Origin of the sequence: Micromonospora sp. NPDC023644, assembly GCF_040640115.1 — a bacterium.
GTDB lineage: Bacteria > Actinomycetota > Actinomycetes > Mycobacteriales > Micromonosporaceae > Micromonospora.
In genome coordinates this window covers 74,007-95,295 of record NZ_JBFABA010000014.1, presented here as the reverse complement: position 1 = coordinate 95,295, position 21,289 = coordinate 74,007, and the positions used below count along the sequence as shown (strand labels likewise).

General features: G+C 73.4%; 19 protein-coding genes, 3 tRNA genes and 1 pseudogene. 11 read left to right on the top strand and 12 right to left on the bottom strand.

The window, feature by feature from the left end; translation table 11 throughout:
* Positions 1 to 2: 2 nt before the first annotated feature.
* From AB0G08_RS14015 to AB0G08_RS14000, 4 genes are all read right to left on the bottom strand, one after another.
* Positions 3 to 269 carry an acyl carrier protein gene (locus AB0G08_RS14015; protein ID WP_358087128.1) on the bottom strand — a complete coding sequence of 89 codons (267 nt, stop codon included), beginning with the start codon at positions 267 to 269 and terminating at the stop codon, positions 3 to 5.
* Positions 270 to 272: 3 nt separating this feature from the next.
* The gene (locus tag AB0G08_RS14010; RefSeq protein WP_358087126.1) at positions 273 to 1,907 is read right to left on the bottom strand and encodes a condensation domain-containing protein; all 1,635 of its coding nucleotides are present in this window, start codon (positions 1,905 to 1,907) and stop codon (positions 273 to 275) included.
* Between the two features lie 163 nt (positions 1,908 to 2,070).
* Positions 2,071 to 3,549 (bottom strand): class I adenylate-forming enzyme family protein, encoded by a 1,479-nt coding sequence (locus tag AB0G08_RS14005; RefSeq protein WP_358087125.1) that lies wholly within the window; start codon positions 3,547 to 3,549, stop codon positions 2,071 to 2,073.
* 159 nt (positions 3,550 to 3,708) lie between these two features.
* A tRNA-Lys gene (locus AB0G08_RS14000) sits at positions 3,709 to 3,784 on the bottom strand.
* 187 nt (positions 3,785 to 3,971) lie between these two features.
* Here AB0G08_RS14000 and AB0G08_RS13995 point away from each other — a divergent pair.
* Together AB0G08_RS13995 and AB0G08_RS13990 are read left to right on the top strand one after the other, a co-directional pair.
* Entirely contained in the window at positions 3,972 to 5,249 is a 1,278-nt protein-coding gene (locus AB0G08_RS13995) for an Ig-like domain-containing protein (protein ID WP_358087123.1), read from the top strand.
* 300 nt (positions 5,250 to 5,549) lie between these two features.
* Entirely contained in the window at positions 5,550 to 6,845 is a 1,296-nt protein-coding gene (locus AB0G08_RS13990) for an Ig-like domain-containing protein (protein WP_358087121.1), read from the top strand.
* A gap of 50 nt (positions 6,846 to 6,895) precedes the next feature.
* On the opposite strand, the gene AB0G08_RS13985 is transcribed toward AB0G08_RS13990, so the two are convergent.
* Positions 6,896 to 6,968: transfer RNA gene (locus AB0G08_RS13985), tRNA-His, on the bottom strand.
* Positions 6,969 to 7,093: 125 nt separating this feature from the next.
* On the bottom strand, positions 7,094 to 7,684 hold the full coding sequence (gene orn, locus AB0G08_RS13980) for an oligoribonuclease (protein ID WP_358087119.1): 591 nt from the start codon (positions 7,682 to 7,684) through the stop codon (positions 7,094 to 7,096).
* A gap of 76 nt (positions 7,685 to 7,760) precedes the next feature.
* Between orn and AB0G08_RS13975 the strand changes: the two genes are divergently transcribed.
* Positions 7,761 to 9,029 carry a glycosyltransferase family 87 protein gene (locus AB0G08_RS13975; RefSeq protein WP_358087117.1) on the top strand — a complete coding sequence of 423 codons (1,269 nt, stop codon included), beginning with the start codon at positions 7,761 to 7,763 and terminating at the stop codon, positions 9,027 to 9,029.
* A 516-nt stretch (positions 9,030 to 9,545) separates the two neighbouring features.
* Here AB0G08_RS13975 and AB0G08_RS13970 read toward each other — a convergent pair.
* The 4 genes and pseudogenes from AB0G08_RS13970 to AB0G08_RS13955 form a co-directional block, all read right to left on the bottom strand.
* Positions 9,546 to 9,872: pseudogene (locus AB0G08_RS13970) on the bottom strand (hypothetical protein); the annotation flags it as partial.
* A 678-nt stretch (positions 9,873 to 10,550) separates the two neighbouring features.
* A complete protein-coding gene (locus tag AB0G08_RS13965; RefSeq protein WP_358087116.1) occupies positions 10,551 to 11,288 on the bottom strand; it encodes a YcnI family protein in 738 nt (245 codons plus the stop codon).
* Positions 11,289 to 11,304: 16 nt separating this feature from the next.
* Complete coding sequence (locus AB0G08_RS13960) at positions 11,305 to 12,969, bottom strand: copper resistance protein CopC (RefSeq protein WP_358087216.1); 1,665 nt, start codon at positions 12,967 to 12,969, stop codon at positions 11,305 to 11,307.
* Positions 12,970 to 13,089: 120 nt separating this feature from the next.
* Positions 13,090 to 13,734 (bottom strand): zf-HC2 domain-containing protein, encoded by a 645-nt coding sequence (locus AB0G08_RS13955; RefSeq protein ID WP_358087114.1) that lies wholly within the window; start codon positions 13,732 to 13,734, stop codon positions 13,090 to 13,092.
* A gap of 107 nt (positions 13,735 to 13,841) precedes the next feature.
* On the opposite strand from AB0G08_RS13955, the gene AB0G08_RS13950 reads away from it, so the two are divergent.
* The 7 genes from AB0G08_RS13950 to AB0G08_RS13920 all read left to right on the top strand — a co-directional run bounded on the left by AB0G08_RS13950 (position 13,842) and on the right by AB0G08_RS13920 (position 18,219).
* A complete protein-coding gene (locus tag AB0G08_RS13950; protein ID WP_358087112.1) occupies positions 13,842 to 14,432 on the top strand; it encodes a sigma-70 family RNA polymerase sigma factor in 591 nt (196 codons plus the stop codon).
* A 31-nt stretch (positions 14,433 to 14,463) separates the two neighbouring features.
* Positions 14,464 to 14,988, top strand: coding sequence for a MauE/DoxX family redox-associated membrane protein (locus AB0G08_RS13945; RefSeq protein WP_358087111.1), 525 nt, complete (start codon positions 14,464 to 14,466; stop codon positions 14,986 to 14,988).
* Positions 14,981 to 15,697, top strand: coding sequence for a thioredoxin domain-containing protein (locus AB0G08_RS13940; protein ID WP_358087109.1), 717 nt, complete (start codon positions 14,981 to 14,983; stop codon positions 15,695 to 15,697). Before AB0G08_RS13945 ends, AB0G08_RS13940 begins: the two co-directional genes overlap by 8 nt.
* The gene (locus tag AB0G08_RS13935) at positions 15,694 to 16,851 is read left to right on the top strand and encodes a hypothetical protein (RefSeq protein ID WP_358087107.1); all 1,158 of its coding nucleotides are present in this window, start codon (positions 15,694 to 15,696) and stop codon (positions 16,849 to 16,851) included. Before AB0G08_RS13940 ends, AB0G08_RS13935 begins: the two co-directional genes overlap by 4 nt.
* Positions 16,852 to 16,927: 76 nt before the next feature.
* Positions 16,928 to 17,404 (top strand): thioredoxin-dependent thiol peroxidase, encoded by a 477-nt coding sequence (gene bcp / locus AB0G08_RS13930; RefSeq protein ID WP_357868117.1) that lies wholly within the window; start codon positions 16,928 to 16,930, stop codon positions 17,402 to 17,404.
* 125 nt (positions 17,405 to 17,529) lie between these two features.
* A tRNA-Leu gene (locus tag AB0G08_RS13925) sits at positions 17,530 to 17,612 on the top strand.
* A 67-nt stretch (positions 17,613 to 17,679) separates the two neighbouring features.
* Positions 17,680 to 18,219, top strand: coding sequence for a GNAT family N-acetyltransferase (locus tag AB0G08_RS13920; protein ID WP_358087105.1), 540 nt, complete (start codon positions 17,680 to 17,682; stop codon positions 18,217 to 18,219).
* Positions 18,220 to 18,261: 42 nt separating this feature from the next.
* Here the strand turns inward: AB0G08_RS13920 and AB0G08_RS13915 are convergent, their stop codons facing one another.
* Positions 18,262 to 19,086 (bottom strand): MOSC N-terminal beta barrel domain-containing protein, encoded by an 825-nt coding sequence (locus tag AB0G08_RS13915; protein ID WP_358087103.1) that lies wholly within the window; start codon positions 19,084 to 19,086, stop codon positions 18,262 to 18,264.
* A 128-nt stretch (positions 19,087 to 19,214) separates the two neighbouring features.
* Positions 19,215 to 20,048, bottom strand: coding sequence for a class I SAM-dependent methyltransferase (locus AB0G08_RS13910; RefSeq protein WP_358087101.1), 834 nt, complete (start codon positions 20,046 to 20,048; stop codon positions 19,215 to 19,217).
* Positions 20,049 to 20,214: 166 nt separating this feature from the next.
* Between AB0G08_RS13910 and AB0G08_RS13905 the strand changes: the two genes are divergently transcribed.
* A complete protein-coding gene (locus AB0G08_RS13905; RefSeq protein WP_358087099.1) occupies positions 20,215 to 21,264 on the top strand; it encodes an LCP family protein in 1,050 nt (349 codons plus the stop codon).
* Positions 21,265 to 21,289: the final 25 nt, after the last annotated feature.

Genomic DNA, 21,289 nt, shown 5'->3' with positions numbered 1-21,289 from the left:
GCTCAACCCGCTGCTGGTCGCAGTGCCCGGCAGAGATCGCCGAGCGTCTCCATCCGGTCGACGGCGACGACGTCCAGCAGTACGCCCAGCACCTGCTCGAACTCGACGATGAGTTCCGCGACGACGAGGCTGTCGATCTCCAGCTCGGCCAACTGCATTGCGGCGGTGTAGTGCGGCGCGGCGCCGGGTGGCGGCACGGCGAGGACCCGCTTCACCACCACGTCAAGCGTTTCCTCGTCGATCACCGTGTCGGCGTGGGTGCTCTCCACCGCTCAACCAACTCCATCCATGGATAGCGCCTCGGACCGTTCTTCGGCGGCTGTGCCGGACACCACCGCGACACGCGTGGGAACCGCCAGGAACGGCCGGCGCGCGACGGCGGAACGGACATGGTCGGCGAGCTCGTCCGCCGTGACGTGGACACCGGCGGTCGTCACCTCGGCGGCGAGCCGCGACCCACCATCCTCCGCGGTCTCCACGAAGGCCCGGGCGGAGGCCACCGCGGGATGCGAGTCGAGCGCCGCGGTCACCTCGGCCAGGTCGACGACGAGCACGACCGTACCGTCGGGTGCCCGCAGTGGCGTCAGCTGCGGGCCCTGGTCCTGGTGCTGGCTCGGTGCCGGCGCGACGAGGTGGGAATCGTCCCCACTCAAGCGTGCCCGGAAGGCGGCGACGAACCGGGTGAAGGTGTCTTCCGACATGGTCTCGCCATCGGCGGTCAGCCGGACGCGCAGTCGGTCGGGCTGCTCGGTGGCGGCGATCCGCAGGCCGTCGGCGGTCCGGTGGAACGTCGGCGAGTACGCGCCACGCTCGATGGTGACGTCACCGTCGGCCGGAGGCTCCCGATCGGCGTTGTCCTCCAGGTACGTCATGAGCAGGGTCTGGTGGACCGGACGGCCCAGGCGCCGGGCCGCCGTCGCCCACATGTCGTCCAACGCCTGCCGGGTGACGTTGCGGCGCGAGATCGCCGACAACAACTCCCGCCGAACCTCCGACAGCAGGTCGGCAGGCCGGGCCGGCCGGTCAAGGACCACCGGCACGATGACGTCGAACATGCCGACGACGCCACGGTCCGCGTGGCGCCTGCCGTTCAGCTTCATCGCGACGACGATGCGGTCCTGCGGGGTCACGAGGAACACGGTGGCCGCGAACACCGCGAGGAGCCGCTGCACAGAGGTGAAGCCGGACGCCTGCCACTGATCACGCAGGCCCGTCCAGGTGTCACCATCGATGCACAGCAGCTCACTGCGGGCGGTAGGCGTGGCCGGCCCGCCGAGACCCGGGAACAGCTGGCACCGGGGCGGCAGCCACGGACCACGCTGCCGCCAGTAGGCGGATACCGCGTGCGAGCGTTCCGAGGTGGCAGCGGCGGCCTGGCCGGTCACCGCGGCGCGGTACTCGGCGTCCCCCGGCTCAACATCGGTCTCGCGGCTGAAGTACGCGTCCCACAGCCCGCGTACGACGTTCATCCGGGCGGTGGCGTCGACGGCGTAGCTGGAGAACACCCCGAGCACAGCGTGCGACGTCGGGGACAACCGCAGCAACCGGACGACGAACGGGTACTCGACGGCCAGGTCGAAGGGGTGCCGGAGATCCGCGGCGAGGACGGCCCGCACGTACCGCGTGAACTGCTCCACGTCCTTCGCCGTCACCTGCCTCAGTTCGACGAGTCGGCCGCTCTCCGGCACCGGCCGGATCCACTGGACGGGCGTGCCTTCAACCGTGGTCACGCCGATGCGAAGCGCCGCGTGCCTCGTGACCGTCGACCGCACCGCGGCGACGAAGGCGGAGACATCCAGCGGGCCGGTGACCCGGTAGGACATCCAGAGCGACACGTCGGCCTCCGGCCCGCCCTCGGCGAGTGCGCGGTAGTGGGCGAGCTGTCCCGGTAGTAGCGGAAGGACCACAGCGGTGTCAGGGTTGAGCGGCTCAGGATGAGCCTGTCTCGACGACATATGGGTCCTCATCCCAGCACAGGGTCACCGACCAGAGATCAAGGTCAAGACCGAGAGGGTACCAACTACCAGAGGGCCGTCAAGGTCTGCGCACGTGGGCGGGGGTGAGGGGCCGTCAGGCAAGGATGATCTCGCGCAGCCGCGACCGATCCACTTTGCCACGCTGGGTAATCGGCAGGGCATCAACCGTGACGCAGCGGTCCGGCACCTTCGCCGGTTCGAGGCGACGCGCCAACTCCGTCAGCACGGTGTCAGCCGGCAGTGCGGTAGCTGCCACGAGGGTCAGCGGCCCCTCCTCCTCGGGCGGCACGACGGCGGCTCCGTCGACACCGGCGACATCGAGGGCCGCCGCCTCGAGTTCGGCGACGCTCGACCGCACGCCGCGGTGCGTGAAGACGTCGTCCTGCCGACCGTGCAGGTACAGGTAGCCGTCCACGTCCAGGCGTCCACGGTCACCCGTACGCAGTCGCCGCCTGCCCCCAGCGACCTGGAAGGTGGCGGCGCTGAGCTTCCCGTCGCGCCAGTATCCCTCCATCACGTGCTCACCCTCGACGACGACCTCGCCGACCTGCCCGACGGGCACGGGTCGCCCCCGGCCGTCGACGATCCGCACGACGGTGTCGGGAATCGCCCGACCGACCGACCCCGGGCGCAGCAGGTCGCCGTCCGGCTCCAGGATCGTGGCCCGCTTACACTCGGTCAGTCCGTACATGTGCGCCACGGCAGCGCCGGGGAACGCACCACGCAGCCCGTCGGCGAGCCGCGGCGACATCCGAGCGCCGGTGTTCGTGAACAGCCTGACCGGCTGCGGCGCCGGCAGTGCCGTCCTGGCCGCCAGCCGGAGCAGCGCCGTGGCGATCTCCGGCACCACGGGCACCACGGTGGCCCGCGAACTGGCTATCCGGTCGAGTAGGGCCAATCCCTCTCCCGGCCCAAGCGTCTCCAACTGGGCGCCGGCAGCCGTGGTGAGCAGGATCTGGTAGAGCCCGTAGTCGAACGAGGGCGGCACGCAGGAGAGCACGACGTCGTCCGACCGGTAGTTCAGCGACTGCCCGATCGCCCTGGTCGCGAAGAGGACGCGATCGTGCGGACACATCACGCCCTTCGGCTGCGCGCTGCTGCCGGACGTGTACATCAGGAAAGCCAGCGCCGCCTGGCCGCCGCCGGTGCGGCTGGCCGCGGTGCGGTGCCAGTCCACGACCGGCGCGTCGAGCGTCTCCGAGATCTCCCTGAATCGCGTCGACGACCGGGCGAGGGTGGGAACGCCGACCGCTGCGGGGTCGACGCCAATCACGAGGGCGGGATCGATGTCAGCGAGCACCGCCCGAAGCTGGAACGGACGCATCCCGGCCGACAGCGGTGCCAGCGTGAGGTCCGCGTACGCCGCCGCGAACAGGATCGCGGCGAAGCCCGCACCGCCAGAGCGCACGGCGATCCGGTCCCCGGGCCGCAGTCCGAGCGCCTGGAACAGAGCGGCGAGGTTGACGCTGCGCTGCCGGAGTTCCTCGTAGCTCCACCGGTGACCTCGGTCGACGACCGCGGTGCGCTGAGGATGCCGTCGCGCGGCGGTGTCCAGCAGCGTATGGATCCGCATGCCGACAAGGTATCGGGCCAGGGTCGCCGGTCGTGAAGTGAGGTTTGTCCGCTTACGGTTGCCGGGGCCATGACCTGGTTCGGCGAGCGCCCCGCCATCGCTGCGGACACGAAAAAGGCTCCGGCCGGGTGGAAACCACCAGGCCAGAGCCTTTATTGCTGGTGCGCCGCCAGGGACTCGAACCCCGAACCCGCGGATTAAGAGTCCGCTGCTCTGCCAGTTGAGCTAGCGGCGCTCGCTGGCAACGGGGAGAACATTAGCACGCACCCCGAGGGGGGTTCCAATCCGATCCCCGGCTCCCCCCTTCGGCCGAGCTTAACGGGCATACAGCGACAAACCCGCCGGGCGGACGACGACAGGGGGCGGACTTGCGGCGCCCATGCGGCACGATGTGCGCCAGGTACGCGAGAACAGAGGTGGGGATGGGCATGTTCGCGCGGGCCGGGGCGATGGTGGGCGCCCTCGGCCTGGTGGCGTCGCTGGCTCTGACGGGCTGCGGCGCGGAGCAGAAGAAGAAGGCGGAGTTCGTCGGCGGCACCGCGCCGGCGGCGTCCGCCACACCGGGTGCGGAGGGCACGACGGGCGAGCCCGACACCCCGGCCGCGCCCAGCGGTCCGCCGCTGACGGTGAGCCCGGCCGACGGGGGGAAGAACCGGCCGGTCAGCTCCGAGATCAGCGCCGAGGTGCCCGGCGGCGGGAAGGTGTCCGGCGTCACGCTGACCGCCGCCAACGGCGGCCAGGTCGAGGGGCGGCTGCGCGCCGACGGCTCGTCCTGGGTGCCGTCGAAGCCGCTCAAGTACGGCACCCGTTACACGGCCACGGTCACGGCCACCGGCCCCGACGGGGTGACCAGCCAGGGCACGAGCACCTTCACGACGATGGCGAAGCCCAGGTCGGTGATCAGCTCCGGTCTCTACCTCTTCGACGACAAGACCTACGGCGTCGCGATGCCGGTGGTCACCGAGTTCCACCCGGGGATCCCGAAGAAGGACCGGGCGGCGGTGCAGAAGCGCATGTTCGTGCAGACCGATCCGCCGCAGCCGGGCGCCTGGCACTGGGTGGAGAACGGCACCCAGGCCTACTACCGCGCGCCGGAGTACTGGAAGCCCGGCACCACGCTCACCGTCCGGATCGCGCTGGCCGGCATCCCGCTGAGCAACGGCCGCTACGGCAACGTCGACCGTACGGCGACGGCCAAGATCGGCCAGGCCTTCGAGATGAAGGTGGACAACGCCACCAAGAAGATGACGGTGTACGAGGACGGCCAGGTGGTCCGCACCCTGCCGGTGAGCCTGGGCAAGAAGAAGACCCCCTCCTCCAGCGGCACGATGGTCGTGATGGAGAAGAAGGAGTCCACGGTCTTCGACACGCGCGACGATCCGGACCCGGCGAACCGCTACGTCACGGAGATCGACTTCGCCCAGCGGCTCACCTGGGGTGGCGAGTACATTCACGCGGCGCCCTGGTCGGAGGGGCAGCAGGGCCGGGTGAACGTCTCGCACGGCTGCGTCAACGTCTCCATGGCGAACGCCCGCTGGTTGTTCGGGAAGACCAAGGTGGGCGACCCGATCACCATCACGGGCACCGAGCGCAGGCTGGCGCCGGGCAACGGCTGGACGGCGTGGAGCCTGAGCTGGTCCGAGTTCGTCAAGGGCAGCGCCGTGCCGGTGCCCGAGGCCGGCGAGGGGTCCGCCTTCTAGGGCGGCCCTCCACCGACGATCCGGCGACCGGCCCGCGCCCGCGGGCCGGTCGCCGTCCTCGTGGGCCCGGCCGCGGCACCGCCCGTACCGATGCCGGCGCGGGCCTCCCTCCGCGCTCCCGGGCCCGGTCGCGAACGGCGCGCGCCGGGGAAGGCGAGCCGACCTCGGAAAAGCCCCGGATCTTATCAACATTCGGACATCTCGTACGGCGTGTTTCGGTTCACCTTGCGGAACGGGTACCTGTCCCGGTGCGTCAGTGAGGGACGATGGGCAACCGGGGACCACGACTGTGAGGGAATCATGCGAGCTGTCCAGGACCAGCTGATCCGGCGCGGAGGCGACCGGCGGGACGGGCGACGCCGCGGGTTCGCGGCGGCGGTGCTCGCCGTGACGCTCGCGCTGGCCTCCGCCTGCACCGACGGCGGTGGGGGCAAGCCTTCGGGCTGGCAGAACGGCGACGACCAGCCCGCTCCGCCCAAGGCGGCGGCCACCATCGTCGAGCCCAAGGCCGACGCGAAGGACGTGCCCGCGTCGACCGGCATCACGTTCACCGCCACGGGGGCCGAGGAGACCACCGTCGAGCTGAAGGACTCCGCCGGTGCGGCCGTCGAGGGCGAGCTGGCCGCCGACGGGAAGAGCTGGCTGCCCGCCGGCACGCTGGAGTACGGCGAGACGTACACCGCGACGGTGACCGCGACCGGCGACGACGGCCGGCCCGCCACGGCGACCAGCACCTTCACCACCATGGCGAAGCCCGGCAAGCAGGTCCGGATCAGCAGCTTCCTGGGTGACGACCAGGTCGTCGGCGTCGGCATGCCGCTGATCGTCAAGTTCAGCCGGGCCATCCCGGAGGACTACCGCGACGACGTGCAGAGCCGGATGACGGTCACCTCCTCTCCGGCGCAGGAGGGCATCTGGCACTGGGTCAGCCCGACCGAGATCCGCTACCGCCCCAAGGAGTTCTGGCAGGCGAACAGCGAGGTCTCCTACCGGGTCCAGGCTGGCGGGCTGCCGCTGGGCGACGGCTGGTACGGCCGGGCCGACCTCAGCGTCGGCATCAAGGTCGGCCCGGCGGTGGTCATGACGGTGGACAACAAGACGAAGCGGATGACCGTCACGAAGGACGGCTCCGTGATCAAGACCATCCCGGTCAGCCTCGGCAAGAAGAGCACCCCGTCCTCCAGCGGCACCATGGTGGTCATCGAGAAGCTGCGCAAGACGGTCTTCGACACCTTCGAGGAGCTGGGCCCCGAGGAGGGCTACCGCACCAAGATCGACTACGCCCAGCGGCTGACCTGGGGCGGCGAGTTCATCCACGCCGCGCCCTGGTCGGAGGGGCAGCAGGGCCGGGTGAACGTCTCGCACGGCTGCGTGAACGTCTCGATGGCAAACGGCGCCTGGCTGTTCGCCAACACCCGCGTCGGCGACCCGATCACGGTCAAGGGCACCGAACGGAAGCTCCAGAACGGCAACGGCTGGACCGACTGGAACATGAGCTGGGAGCAGTACGTCAAGGGCAGCGCCCTGCCGTACGAGCCGCCGGCCGAGGCCGCCCCGGAGGAGACCGGCGAGCCCACGGCCACCCCGACCGCCTGAGCCCGGAACGCCGAAGGCCCCCTCCGCGAGGAGGGGGCCTTCGGTCAACGGGTGACTGATGGGAATTGAACCCACGACAACCGGGACCACAACCCGGTGCTCTGCCAACTGAGCTACAGCCACCATGCCGTTCACACCCGATGGATCCGCGCCCGGTCGATCGCCCCGGGCGGGGTGCGGACCAATAATAGCCCCACCCCTGCCCGCTACGTCCAGCGGGTTCCGCCGAGCGGGTTGTGCCCGGCGGCTCAGAGTCCGGCTGCTATTGCCTTGGCGGTCTCCACGTCCGGCCCGGGCAGGGGCACGAAGACGGTCCGCCGGTAGTACTCCAGCTCCCGGATGCTCTCCCGGATGTCGGCCAGGGCCCGGTGCGCGAGCCCCTTCTGGGGCTGGCCGAAGTACACCCGCGGGTACCAGCGGCGGCACAGCTCCTTGATCGACGAGACGTCGATCATCCGGTAGTGCAGGTGCGCGTCGAGGCGGGGCATGTCCCGGGTGATGAAGCCCCGGTCGGTGGCGATCGAGTTGCCGCACAGTGGGGCGGTGCGCGGGTCCTTCACGTGGCTGGCCACATAGTCCAGGACCATCTCCTCGGCCTCGGCGAGGGTCACCGTCGAGCGCCGGACCTCCTCGGTCAGCCCCGACTTGGCGTGCATCGTCGCCACGATCTCCGGCATCCCGGCCAGCGCCGCCTCGTCGGCGTGGATCACCACGTCGACGCCGTCCCCGAGCACGTTGAGGTCGGGATCGGTGACGAGCGCGGCAACCTCGATCAGCTTGTCCCTGCCGAGGTCCAACCCGGTCATCTCACAGTCGATCCAGACGAGAAGATCAGCCACCGGGACAGCCTACGCGCAGCCCACCCGGCCGCGCGCCCGCGCACCGGCGCGCGAGGTGACCGCTAGGGTTTCCCCCGTGCCAGCCGAACCCGCCGCACCGCCCGCCGTCACCGACGACGATCCGGGCGGCCGTACGGTCCGCCGGCTCGTCGCCCTGCTGGCGCTGGCCGCCGTGCTGCCGGCGCTCTACCTGCCCGGCCTGGTGCACGACTTCTTCGACCTGAAGATCTACATGCGGGCGATGGACTGGTGGGCGGCCGGGAACCCGCTCTACGACTACGTGCAGCCCGACCGGGTGCAGGGCGAGCTCTACTTCACCTACCCGCCGTTCAGCGCACTGCTGCTGCGCCCGTTCGCGCTGCTGCCGCTGGGCGCGACCGTGGCGATCTTCACGGTGCTGACGGGCCTGGCGGTCGTGGTCACCACCCGGTGGCTGCTCGCGCCGGTGATCGCCCGGCACCGCCTGCCGGGTGTGTTCACCCTCACCGTGGCGGTCCTGCTGGTGCTGGCCGTCGAGAGCACCCGCGAGACGATCACCTTCGGTCAGATCAACATGCTGCTGGTCGTGCTGATCCTGGCGGACCTGCTCTTCGCCGTACCCCGGGCGAGCCGGTGGGCCGGCGTGGGCGTCGGGCTGGCGACGGCGCTCAAGCTCTTCCCGGGCATCTTCATCGTCTACCTGCTGGTCACCCGCCGGTGGCGGGCGGCGGCGGTGGCGAGCGTGACGGCCGCCGCCGCGACCCTGCTCGCCGCGGCGGTCGCGCCACGCGACTCGTGGCGGTTCTGGACCCACGAGCTGTGGGCGACCGACCGGGTCGGCCGCACCGACTACACCGGCAACCAGTCGCTGTTCGGCCTGCTCAGCCGCATCACCGCGCCGGAGAAGCCGAACCAGCTGATCTGGCTGCTGCTGGTGGCGGTCGTCGCCGGGTACGGGCTGTGGCGCGCCGCGCGGGCCGCCCGCGCCGGGGACCCGCTCACCGGCCTCGCCCTGACCGGGCTGGTCGGCGCGCTGGTGAGCCCCATCACCTGGACCCACCACATCTACTGGTTCATCCCGGCGGTGGTGGTGCTGGCGGACGCGGCGCTGCGCGCCGACCCCGCGACCGGCGAGGGCGCCCGCCGGCGACGTCGGCTGGTGGCGCTCGCCGTCGCCACCTCCGCCCTCATCGTGTACGGGGTGGTGACCTTCCACGACTGGGGGATCGCCCCGGTGCGTACGGACTCACCGGGCGAGTTCCTGGTGCGCAACACGTACGTGCTGCTGAGCCTCCTGCTGCTGGTGGTCCTGCCGGTGCGGCGGGAGGGCGGCGAGCCCCGCCAAATGGACACTCTTCCCAAGTAGCCCCGTTCATCGCTAATCTGGTCGCAACTACCTCAGACGACTCTCGGGTAGCACCGATCCCCCGGTGAGGACGGCCCTCCGCGTCGGCAGCGCGGAGGGCCGTCCGCCGTCCGGGCCGCCCCTCGGGACGCAGGCGCGGTGCACCGGACAGCGGGACGCAGGCACCGTCCCGTGCCCCGGACGACGGGACGCAGGCGCCATCCAGTGCCCCCCAACGACGGGACGCAGGCACCATCCAGTGCCCCTGACTGCGGGAAGCAGGCACCGTCCCGTGGCCCCGACGGCGCCGTCCCGCGGCAAGGACCGCTGTCCGCAGCGCGAGGTGGCCCGGACGCGAGGTCAGCGCGGGTCGTCGGGCGACTGCGGGGCGTCGTCGGAGGCGGCGGGGCGGCGGCCCGCCGCGGCGACCGGGTCGGCCGTCTCCTCGACGGCGGCGGGCGGCCAGGCCAGGGTGAGGCTCACCTCCGGCGGCCGGAGCGCCGGGTCGTCTCCGGCGAGGTCGGCGAGCGTCGCGGGGCGGCGGGCGGGCACCGGCCCGATCGCCGGCCGGTCCCCCGTGGGGGCGGCGCCGACCGAGGCGAGCTGACGCCCGGCGACGCGGGACCGGTCGCTGTCCCGGGTCGGCTGCGCGCCGAGGCCGCTGAGCGAGGTCACCCCGAGGCGGCCGGCGAGCACCGGCACCTGGTCCGGCTCGACCACGAAGACCACCTCGCGGGGGCGCACCGGGCGCAGCAGGAGCAGGGCCAGCGCCACCGCCAGCACCCCGCCGGCCAGCAGCCCGGCGGTCGCCGGGGCGGTCCAGCCGGCGCGCAGGCCCGCGCGCAGCTCCAGGCTCAGGTCGGCCCGCCCGTCGGGGCGCATCACGACCAGGCTCAGCCGCCGGTCGGCCAGCTCCGCCGGGGTCCACTCCAGCGTGCCGATCCCCTCGCGTACCCAGAAGGGCTGGCCGATCGGCGCCACGGACGTCGCGGGACCGGCGGACGGCGCCGCTGACGGCGCGGGACCGGCGGGCTGCAACCGGACCGGCAGCGGCCCCCGGGCCAGCGCCACCCGGCGCACCTCGGCGTGCGGGACCGGGTCGAGCCAGCGCCGCACCTCGTCGGCGGGGGCCAGCCCGACGAAGGCCGGGCCGTCGGGCGTCCGGGCGTCGAGCCGGAGCCGGGCCTGCCCGGCGCGGGCGAACGGCGCCTCGGCCCGCAGCAGCTCGTCGACGTCCCGGACGACCACCGCGTGACCGGGGGTCTGCACGGTCTCGAACCGGGCGTTGAAGGCCCCACCCGGGTCGGCCTGCCGGGTGAGCAGCGCGAGCGCCCCACCGGCGAGCAGCGCCGTGATCCCGACCGTCAGCAGCAGCATGGCGGCGAGCACCCGCACGAACCGCATTCGTCTCGTCCCCCTCCGTAGCCGGATACCCGGCCGACCTTACCGACGCGGGGCGACCGATCAGCGGATATCCACGGCACGGGTCAGGAAAGGCAGCCGGCCCGTCGGATGGTCCGACGGGCCGGCGAGCGGTACGGGTCACACCTGCGACGTCGGCGCCCGCCGCGTACGCGAGAACGCGAGCCCGCCGAGCAGCAGGCCGCCCACGCCGGCGACCAGGCCGGCCACCGCGAGCCCGGTGGCCACGCCGTCGCTCTCGTCGTCGTCATCGTCGTCGGCCTGCGGTGCGGCCGCGCCGGTGGGGGCGGTCGGGGCGGTCGACGGCGAGGCGGCCGTGAGGGCGAGCACCGGGGCGGGGCTCTCCGGCTCCTCGCCGCCGGGGAGCGGCTCCTCGATCCACCGCTGCACGTTGCCGTCGGAGTAGGTCTGCAACGTCTTGAAGACCATCGTCTCGACCTGCGGCAGCGGCCCCATCGAGACCGGGAACTCCTGGAACTGGCCGGGCTTGACCGCCGCGTTGCCGGTGGCCGTCCAGGTGAGCTTGGAGACGACCTCGCTGAGCTGGCTGCCGTGCACCTCCACCGGCGGGTCCACCTTGCGCTTCTCCACCGCCACCGTCCAGCCGGGCACCGGCATCGTCGACACGGAGCCGACGGGCGCGTTCTCCGGCAGCACCACCTCCAGCTTCGTGGTGGAGGCCGTGTCGCTCTCGTTCGGCACCCGGAAGGCGAACCGGCCGTAGCCGCCCTGGGTCGCCTCCTGCGGGTTGACCGTGACGTGGGCGGAGGCGGGCGCCGCGAAGCCGAGGACGGCGGTGGCGACGGCGCCGAGCGCCAGGGCGGCGGCGGCGCTTGCGGTACGCCGGTGACGGATCATGGTGCGAGCCTTCCTGTTACCTGATCGGCACGGTGGCGGTCACCGTGGCCTGGTCGATGTCCGACGTACGGACGGTGACGCGCAGCTGCCACTCCCCCGCCGCCGGGAAGTTGATCTCGCCGGTGGCGTGGTTGTCGGTGAGCGGCAGCAGCGGGACCTGGATGGGTTCGATCCCCGCCGTCGGCAGGGCGACCGTGGCCCGCCACTCCACCACCGGCTGCGGCCGGTTGTCCTTGGTGTACGCGTAGAAGTGCACGGTGTTGTTGCCCCGCTCGGCCGGGTCCAGCTCGACCTGGAGCGAGAAGTTCGGGCTGGAGAGCGTCGTGGAGAAGTAGCCGCCCGTCGAGCCGGCCACGTCGGCGCCGGCGGTGCGGGCCGGGGTGGTCTGCACCAGGACGGCGGAGAGGCCGAGGACCACCGCCGTGATCGCCAGCTCCGCCCAGACCGCCCGCCGCATCGACGTCGGCCGGCCGGCCGCGGTGCGCCGGCGCACCAGCTGCCGCGAGTACGCGGCCACCGCGATCACCAGCACGAAGAGCCCGATCTTGCCCAGCACCAGCCGCCCGTAGGTGGTGTCGACCAGCGCGCGGGGGGTGGCCACCTCGATCAGCGCCTGGACGGTGCCGGCGAGCAGCAGCGCCGAGACGGCCAGCGCCGCCCAGCGCGACCAGATCGGCAGGATCGCACCCAACTCCCGCTCGTCGGCCCGGGGCAGCAGGAAGGCGGCGAGCATCACCAGCCCGCCCATCCAGACCGCCATGCCGCCCAGGTGGACGGTGTCGACGACCACGGAGACCGCCGGGGCGGGCGAGGCCGCCGGGTGCCCGGCCAGCGGCCAGGTCACCAGCGCCGCCGCCCCGAGCACGCCCAGGATGACCAGGTCGCTCCGCTCGACCGGCCCCGCCATCAGCGGCCGGAGCAGGAACGCCGCCGCGGCCAGCAGACCCAGCCGGATCAGGTGCGCGGCGCCGAAGGAGCTGCCGAGCACGTCGCTCAGCCCCTCGCCGGTCACGTCGAACACGTCGCCGCCGGCGGTGTAGGGCACCTGGAGCAGCAGGTTCGCCACCGTGGAGACCGCCAGCAGGCCGAGCCCCGCCCAGGCCAGCCGGGCCGGGCCTCGCCGGGGCAGCCGCCGGGGCCAGAGCGCGGCGAGCACCAGCGCCGGGCCGACGAGCAGCAGCAGGCCGGCGTAGCCGGCGTACTTGGCGACCTTGACGGCGTTGCCGACGAACGGGTCGGCCCGGCTGTCGTCCCCGCTGTCCACCGGGGGCGTCGAGGGCGCGCCGACGGAGTAGGTGAACGCGCCCGAGACGGGGTGGCTGTCGGCGGAGATCACCCGGTAGCTGACCAGGTACGTGCCGCGCGCCCCGGCCGGATCGACCGGGACGGTGACCACGGTGCCCTCGAAGGTGGGTTCGCCCCGGTCCGCGCGGGAGCCGTCCGGCGCGATCACCCGGATCTTGCCCGGCACCTTGCGCACCGACTCGCTGAACGTCAGCACGACCTCCGCCGGCCCGTTCGACACCACCGCCGAGGCGATCGGGCTGCTGCTCACCAGCACCGCGTGCGCACTGGCGGGCCCGGCGGGGGCGATCAGCAGGGCGACGACGGTGACCAGCAGGCCGGCGGTGGCGATCAGCCGGGCGGTCCAGCGGCGGTTGGCGACACTCATGCCGGCAATGCTCTCGAATCCGACGGGTCCGGCGCGACTCCGACCATGCCCGGGACCGCCGGAACCCGCGCGCCCGGCGCGAGCCCCGCCCCGCCCGACGCCGTCGGCACCCGCGCGGCCGGCGCGGCGTCAGCCATGGCGGGCCAGGAGTGCGGAGGACGGCCGGCGGCCCGGCTCGTCGCTGACCCGTCCCAGCGCCCACAGCAGCCCCGCCTGCACCACGGCGGCCAGGTGGCCGACCTCGTGCACCAGGGCGGTCGTCGAGTTGGCGATGTCCACCGCGCTGGTGCCGGCCAGGCAGACCGCCAGCACCAGCGCGACCGGCACGAACGCGCGGGCCCGCTCGGGCCGCCACGCGGCCAGCGCGAAGCCGACGGCCAGCGCCACGTCGAAGGAGGCCATCTCGCGGCTGGTGTGCGGGTCGACGGTCACGCCCAGCCCGGCGAGCAGCATCGGCAGGGCGATCGACAGCTGGGCGACCGCGGCCACCGCGACCGCCACCCGCAGCACCTGGCGGCGGGCCGCCCGGGCCGCCGCCCGTGTGCGCCCGGGCGCCAGCGGATCGGCGGCGACCGCCGCCAGCACCGACGCGGTCAGGTCGGGCACCGCCACCGCCTGCACCCGGACCAGCCGGGTCACCTGCTCGGCCCGGGTCAGCCAGGCACGGCAGCCGGGGCAGCTCTCCGCGTGCGCGTCCAGCACCGCCGGCGCCGCCAGCGGGTCCTCGCCGTCCAGCCGCGCCGACAGCGCCGCGCGTACGTCGTCGCATGTCATGTGGGGGTAGTCGTGCGGCGCGGCGGAATAGTTCCCGAGGTGGCGCAGGCCATGGAAGGGCCGAAGGACCCTCCCGGGCCCGGTCCCGCCGCGTAACCTGGACTGTCGTGATCCCCGCCCCGCGCGAGACCTCCGCCGCCAGCCCGACCGGTGACGCGGGCGCCGCTGCGCGGGAGTCGGCGACCGAGTGGGCGCTGGCCGCCCGCGACGGCGACCCCGTCGCGCAGGCCGCGTTCGTCCGGCTGACCCAGGCCGAGGTGTGGCGCTTCACCGCCGCGCTGGTCGATCCGGACAGCGCGGACGACCTGACCCAGGAGACCTACCTGCGGGCGTTCCGGGCGCTGCCGGCGTTCGAGGGCCGCTCCAGCGCGCGCACCTGGCTGCTGGGCATCGCCCGCCGGGCCTGCGCCGACCACCTGCGCACGGTCGTCCGTCGCCGCCGGCTCGGCGAGCGGCTCGCCGCCGACGCCTGGACCGACCGGTCGCACCCGGACCCCGCCGGTCAGCTCGGCGCCGCCGACCTGCTCCGCCGGCTGCCGGCGGAGCGACGCGCGGCGTTCGTTCTCACCCAGCTGCTCGGCCTGTCGTACGCCGAGGCCGCCGCCGTGGAGGGGGTGCCGGTGGGCACCATCCGCTCCCGGGTGGCCCGGGCGCGCAACGACCTCGTCGAGGCGGTCGGCGACGCCCTCGCCGGATGACCGGGAACTTCCGCCGGGGACGGGACGACCAATGATCGTGACCGCACCGCACACCCGGGTCGCCCGCTGGCCCGCCGTCCGTCCCTGGCTCGGCGTCGCCGCCCGGCTGGGCCTGGCCGCCGTGTGGCTGTTCGCCGGCGGCAGCAAGGTCGGTGACCTGGCCGCCTCCGGCCGCGCCGTGAACGCCTACCAGGTCATGCCGTACGACCTCGCCACGGTGATCGGCGCGGCGCTGCCCTTCGTCGAGCTGGCGCTGGGCGTACTGCTGCTGCTCGGGCTGGCCACCCGGCTCTCCGCCGGGGTCTCCGCGGCGCTGCTGGTGGTCTTCGTCGTCGGCATCGTCTCGGCCTGGAGCCGGGGCCTCGCCATCGACTGCGGCTGCTTCGGCGCCGGCGGGGAGCTCGCCGAGGGCCAGAGCCCGAGCTACCTCCCGGAGATCCTCCGGGACCTGGGATTCCTGGCCCTGGCCGGGTTCCTGCTGATCTGGCCCCGCACCCCCGTCTCGGTGGACGGCTGGCTGGCGGGGGACGCATCCCTGGAGGACGAGGATGAGTAGTCGCAAGGGGCAGAAGGGTGCCGCCCGGGTGGTCCGCGAGCAGCTGGCCCGGGAGCAGCGGCGCAAGCGGACGCTCTGGGTCTCCGTGGCCGCCGTGGCCGTCCTGGTCGTCGCCGGCCTCATCGGCTGGAGCGTCTACTCCAGCCAGCGCTCCGACGACTTCACCCCGCCGACCGGCTCGAACGAGGCCGGCACCGGGGTCGTCGCCGGCTCGGGCCCGGTCACCATCGACATCTACGAGGACTTCCTCTGCCCGGCCTGCAAGCAGTTCGAGCAGGCCAGCGGCCCGACCCTCGACCAGCTCATCAGCGAGGGCAAGGTGCGGGTCGTCTACCACCCGGTGGCGTACCTGAACCGCTTCTCCAGCACCCAGTACTCGACCCGGTCGTCGGCCGCCTCCGGCTGCGCGGCGGAGGGCGGCCGGTACCGGGAGTACGCCAAGGCGCTGTTCGACCGGCAGCCGCCGGAGGGCGGCGCGGGGCTCAGCGACGAGGAACTGACCGACATCGCGGCGGGCACCGGCATCGACCGGGACGGCTTCGCCTCCTGCCTGCGGGAGGGCACCTTCAAGCCGTGGACCGAGCACGTGACGGAGGAGGCCAGCAAGGCCGACATCACCGGCACCCCGACGATCCTGGTCGACGGCGAGGAGATCGCCGACCGCAGCCCCGAGGGGATCAAGGCGGCGGTGGAGGCGGCCGGCAGGTGATCCGCGACCTGGTGACCCGCGCCGGCCTGGTGCTCGCCGGCGCGCTGACCGCGACGGCCGCGTTCGCCGCGCCCGCCGCCGCGCACGGCGCCGACGCCCCCGACGGCACCGACTACCGCACCGAGGTGAGCGCCGTCGCCCCGGCCCGCCCCGGACTGACCGTACGGGTGGTCGAGGCGGGCGCGCGGCTGGAGCTGACCAACACCGGCGACCGCGCCGTCGAGGTGCTCGGCTACTCCGGCGAGCCCTACCTGCGGGTCGGCCCCGACGGGGTGTACGAGAACGTCCGCTCCCCCGCGACGTACCTGAACCGGACCATCGCCGGGGACACCCGGCTGCCGGCCGAGGCGAACCCGGCCGCCGCCCCGGACTGGCGGCGGGTCGACGGCTCCTCCACCGTCCGCTGGCACGACCAGCGGGCGCTCTGGCGGGAGTCGGCGCCACCACCGCAGGTGCGTGCCGCCCCCGACCGGGAGCACCGGGTGCGGGACTGGACGGTGCCGCTGCGCGCCGGCACCGAGACGGGGGAGATCCGCGGCACCCTCGACTGGGTGCCGCCACCGAACGCGTACGTCTGGTGGGTGGTCGCCACGGTCGGGCTGCTGGCCGTGGGGGCGCTCGGGCTGTTGCCGGCCCGGTCCGGGCCGGGCGCGCGGGCACTGGCCGGGCTCGGCGCGCTGCTGGTCCTCGGCGGGGTGGCCGCGGTGGTGTTCACCGTGGGCCGGGAGCTGGACGCCGGCGCCCAAGGCGTCGGCGGGGTGCTGACCGGCCTGCTGGGCGGGCAGGTCTGGGCGCTGCTGACCGGGCTCGGCGCCGTCGCGGCGGGGGTCTTCGCGCTGGCCCGCCGGCCGGCCGCCGACTTCGCGCTGGCGCTGGCCGGGGCCTGCCTGGCGCTCTTCGCCGGGCTGGCCAACGCCGCCGTCTTCGCCCGCGCCGTCGCCCCCGTGCCCTGGCCGGCGTCGACGGCCCGGATCCTGGTCGCCCTGATCCTCGTCGCCGGCGCGGGCGCCACCGCGGCCGGTGCCCTCCGCCTCCATGCCGCCCGCCCCTCCCCACCACCCCCCGCGCCCTCCCCACCCCCCTCCCCACGCGTCGATCATGGAGTTGTGGTGGGCGACGAACCAGAGCAGAGCGGACCAGATCGGGCACCATGACTGCATGATCGACGCCGCTGCACGCGCGTCCGGCGCGCCGGCCGGGGGCGGGCGGGGGCGGCGGTAGGGTCGTGCCATGACCGCGCCCGACCGCCTCTCCCCCGGTGACCCCGCGCCGGAGTTCAGCCTCCCCACCGACACCGGCGAGACGCTCTCGCTGGCCGACCTGCGCGGCCGCAAGGTCGTCCTGTACGCCTACCCGGCGGCCATGACGCCCGGCTGCACCAAGCAGGCCTGCGACTTCCGCGACTCGCTCGCCTCGCTCCAGGCGGCCGGCTACGAGGTCGTCGGCATCTCGCCCGACAAGCCGGAGAAGCTGGCGAAGTTCCGCGAGCGCGACGCCATCACCTTCCCGCTGGTCGCCGACACCGACAGGTCCGTGCTGACCGCGTACGGCGCGTACGGCGAGAAGCAGTCGTACGGCAGGACGGTGACCGGCGTGATCCGCTCGACCTTCGTGATCGACGCCGAGGGCAGGATCGAGCGCGCGCTCTACAACGTCAAGGCCACCGGCCACGTCGCCAAGCTGCGCCGGGACCTCGGGCTGGACTGAGGTCGCCGCCGCACCGGGGCCGAGCCTGTACAGGCCCGGTCGCGCCGCCAGCCGGGCACCCGACGGCCGACCGCGTGGCCGGGCCCACCACCGATGCGGCGGAACACTCTAGACTCAGCGGGTCGGCGGGAGTGGCGTAACGGCAGCCGCGGTAGGTTTAGGTCCTATTGTCCGAAAGGACGTGGGGGTTCGAATCCCCCCTCCCGCACCGAGCACCCTGTCACGCGCGTCACGATCACGGGTCCGCGCGGGGCCCGCGCCGTCAGGATTACCGGGTGAGCCTGCGCTTCGTCCTCGATCCCGAACTGACCCCCGAGTTGCGGGAACGGATCGTCGCCCTCTGGGTCGACGTCACCAACGCCGGCGGCGCGGTCGGGTTCGTACCGCCGGTCACCGCCGCCGACGTCCGGCACACAGCCGATCCCACCTTCGCCGGCATCGCCGAGGGCCCGGACCGCCTGCTCCTGGGGTACGCGGGCGAGCGGCCCGTCGCCGCGCTGATCTTCTGCGACAACCGGTTCGACCTGAAGGCGCACTGGTGCGTGCTGAAGCGGGTGATGGTCCACCCGGACACCCAGGGCCACGGGTACGGCGCCGCGCTGATGCGCGAGGCCGAGCGCCTCGGCCGCGGGATGGGCTGGGAGGCGCTGCACGTCACCGTGCGGGACGGGCTGGGGCTGGACCGGTTCTACCGGCGACTCGGCTACCGGGAGATCGGTCGGCTGCCCGGCGCGCTGCGGGTCGCCCCCGGCGACGACCGCGACGAGGTTCTCATGTGGCTGGACCTCGCCGCCCCGCCGGCACCCGCGGGCTGAACGCCGATCACGAACGTCAGAAGCCGTGCGGACGACACCGGCTCACGAGGGGGAGCCGGGCACGAGCGGGTCGCCCACCGCGATCCGACCCGTCTCCTCGGGAACCAGGTGCAGTCCGAAGAGGAGCTTCTGACCGACCTTGCGGTGCCGGGCGAGGGTGCGCAGCGGTTCCTTCCCGCGTGCCCCCGTCTCCTGGTCGGTGGTGGTGACCACGCAGCGGTCGCACGGCCCGGCGGCCCGGAAGCGGACGCCGCCGATGCGCAGCGGGCGGCCGGCCCAGTCGTCCTCGGCCCAGGCCGCCGCGCCCTGCACCACCAGGTTGGGACGGAACCGTGCCATCGGCACGGGCTCCTCGCCGGCCTCGGCGAGCCACCCGTTGAGCGCGTCGAGCGAGGCGGTGGAGGCCAGCAGCAGCGGGTAGGCGTCGGCGAAGCTGACCCGGTCGCCGGTGTCGTGCTCCCGGTCCCCCGCCGGGATGTGCCGGGTCGGTCGCGCGAGCCAGACCAGCCGGGCGGCACGGCCCAGCAACGCGCCGAGCCAGGCGTCGGCCGCCGGCCCGGCGGAGAGCGCGGGCACCGGCAGCTTCCGGTTGCGGAAGGTCCGCACCGCGACCGGATCGCCGCCGGCCGGCTCGGGCACGTCCAGGTCGTCGTGACCCTCGGCGCGCAGCAGCAGGCCGCCGTCGTGCGGCGTGGCGTGCAGGGCGACCAGGCGCGTGGTCTCCCGCTGGGTGACGCCGACGCCGTCGGCGTCGACGATCATCCAGCGCCGGTCGCCGGCCAGGCCCCACGGCTCGACGCCCGCGACGTCGTGGTCGCGCCGGTGACAACCCTTGACGGGGTACGTGTGGATGGCGCTCAACCGCATGCGTTCACCCTGCCACGGCTCGCGCCCGGCCGTTGCCCCGCGTGCGCGCCCGGACCGCCTCCCGCGCGGACGTGGTCGCGGTGGGACTTCCCGCGCACCGCGAGGAGCCGATGCTCACGCCCGCGGTCTCACCAGGCCACGCCGATGCCGTCGCCCGGGTACCAGTGGTTGGCGGGGGTCTCCCGGTAGGCGAGGAACCGCCGGTCGGTGCGCTCGGCGTGCTCGGCGAGGACGTTCGTGGCGGTGACGTTGTCGGTGAGCAGGATCGCGCCCGGGGCCAGCCGGCCCTCGACGGCCTCGAACTCGCGCCTCTCGTGGGCCCGGCTGTGGTCGCTGTCGTGCAGGAAGAGGTCGACCGGCCGGTCCAGCGCGGCGATGGAGGCGATGGAGTCGCCGATGACCAGGTCGACCACCTCGGACCAGGGCGCCGTCCGGGCCAGGTAGCCGGCCTCGGGGTTGATGTCCAGCGAGGTGACCCGGCCGGGGTGCCCGTCGGCGGCGTTGCGCAGCAGCGCGGCGGCGAGCACGCAGCTGCCGAGCCCCTTGTCGACGCCGGTCTCGACCACGTGCGACGGCTTCGTGGCGCGCACGATGGCGTACCAGCCGATGCGGCGGGCGTAGCGGACCTGCCGGTCGGCCAGGCCCCGGCGGGCGGCGCCGGCGGTGGCGGACTCGATGTGCCGGCGCAGCACGTCGTCCGACTCGATCTCGGCGAAGTACGCGCGGACCTGCTTCACGGGCACGTCGCAGACCACGCTGACGAACCAGGCGAGGTGGTGCCGGCTCAGCTTGGTCAGCTCGTACGTGTAGTTGTGGTGCTCCCGGGAGGTGACCAGCCAGCGGGCCGAGGTGCGCAGCACCTTCGCGTCGTGGCGGGCGACGCGGGCCAGGCGCTTGGGGAAGGCCGCGACGGGGGCGAGGGGGGTGCGGGCGATGGCCCGTCGAAGCTTCGTTGCGTCCACGCAAGGGTTCTACCAGCCGGAAGCGAACAGGTGTAGGGGAAAGCCCCATCGGCCCGCAACGAGGTGGACGGTGTGCGACGGGATGGGACGGGTCGGCACGGATGGGGGCCGTCACCAGCCGGATGAGGGTACGCGCACACCCCGGCGGATAAGTAGCATCGCCGCCATGCCAGTTCCACAACAGTTCGTCGAGCCGGACCCGGTCGCCGACCAGACCGGGCGTCAGCCGGGGAAGCACGCGAAGCCTCGTCGCCGGTGGCGGCGCGTCGCCCTCATCAGCCTGCTGGTGGTGGCGCTGCTCGGCGGCGGCGGCATGATCGCCGGCGGGCTCTACCTGCGTTCGGTGGAGTCGGACATCGAACGCGTCGACGCGTTCGCGGACGTTCCCGAGGAGGGCCGTCCGCAGGCGGTGGCCAAGGGCGCGATGAACATCCTGATCCTGGGCAGCGACACCCGCGACCCGGAGAGCACGTCGGGTTCCCGCACGGACACGATCATCCTGGCCCACCTGCCGAAGGACCGGTCGAGCGCCCAGCTCATCTCGATCCCCCGGGACACCTGGGTCCCCGTGCCCCGGTCGAAGGACGGCAACGAGGGCGGCCGGGACGCGAAGATCAACGCCGCGTACGCGTGGGGTGGCGTGCCGTTGATGGTGCAGACCGTCGAGAAGTTCACGAGCGTGCGGATCGACCACGTCATGATGGTCGACTTCGCCGGCTTCAAGGAGATCATCGACGCCCTCGGCGGCATCGACATCGACGCGGAGAAGACCTTCACCTCGATCCACCCTCCGTTCCGCACCTTCCGGCAGGGAGCGCAGCGGATGGACGGTGAGGCGGCGCTCGACTATTCGCGCCAGCGCAAGCAGTTCCCGGACGGGGACTTCGCCCGCATCCGGCACCAGCAGCAGGTCATCAAGGCGATCCTGGACCGCGCCGTGTCCGGGGGCATCGTCACGAACCCGGGAAAGCTGAACTCCTTCGTCAAGGCGACGTCGAACGCGGTGTCGGTGGACGAGAACATGTCCCTGTTGGGCATGGCGACCGACCTGCGCGGCCTGCGCGGCAACAACCTGCGCTTCATCACCAGCCCGACGAAGGGCACCGGCAGGGTCGGTAGCGAGAGCGTCGTGTTCGCGAACGCCGACAAGGCCAAGTCCTTCTACGACGCCGTGCGGCGCGACGCCGTTGCGGAGATCCTGAACGCCGGAAAGTAGGAGGTCGGACTGCCTTCCCGGCTCT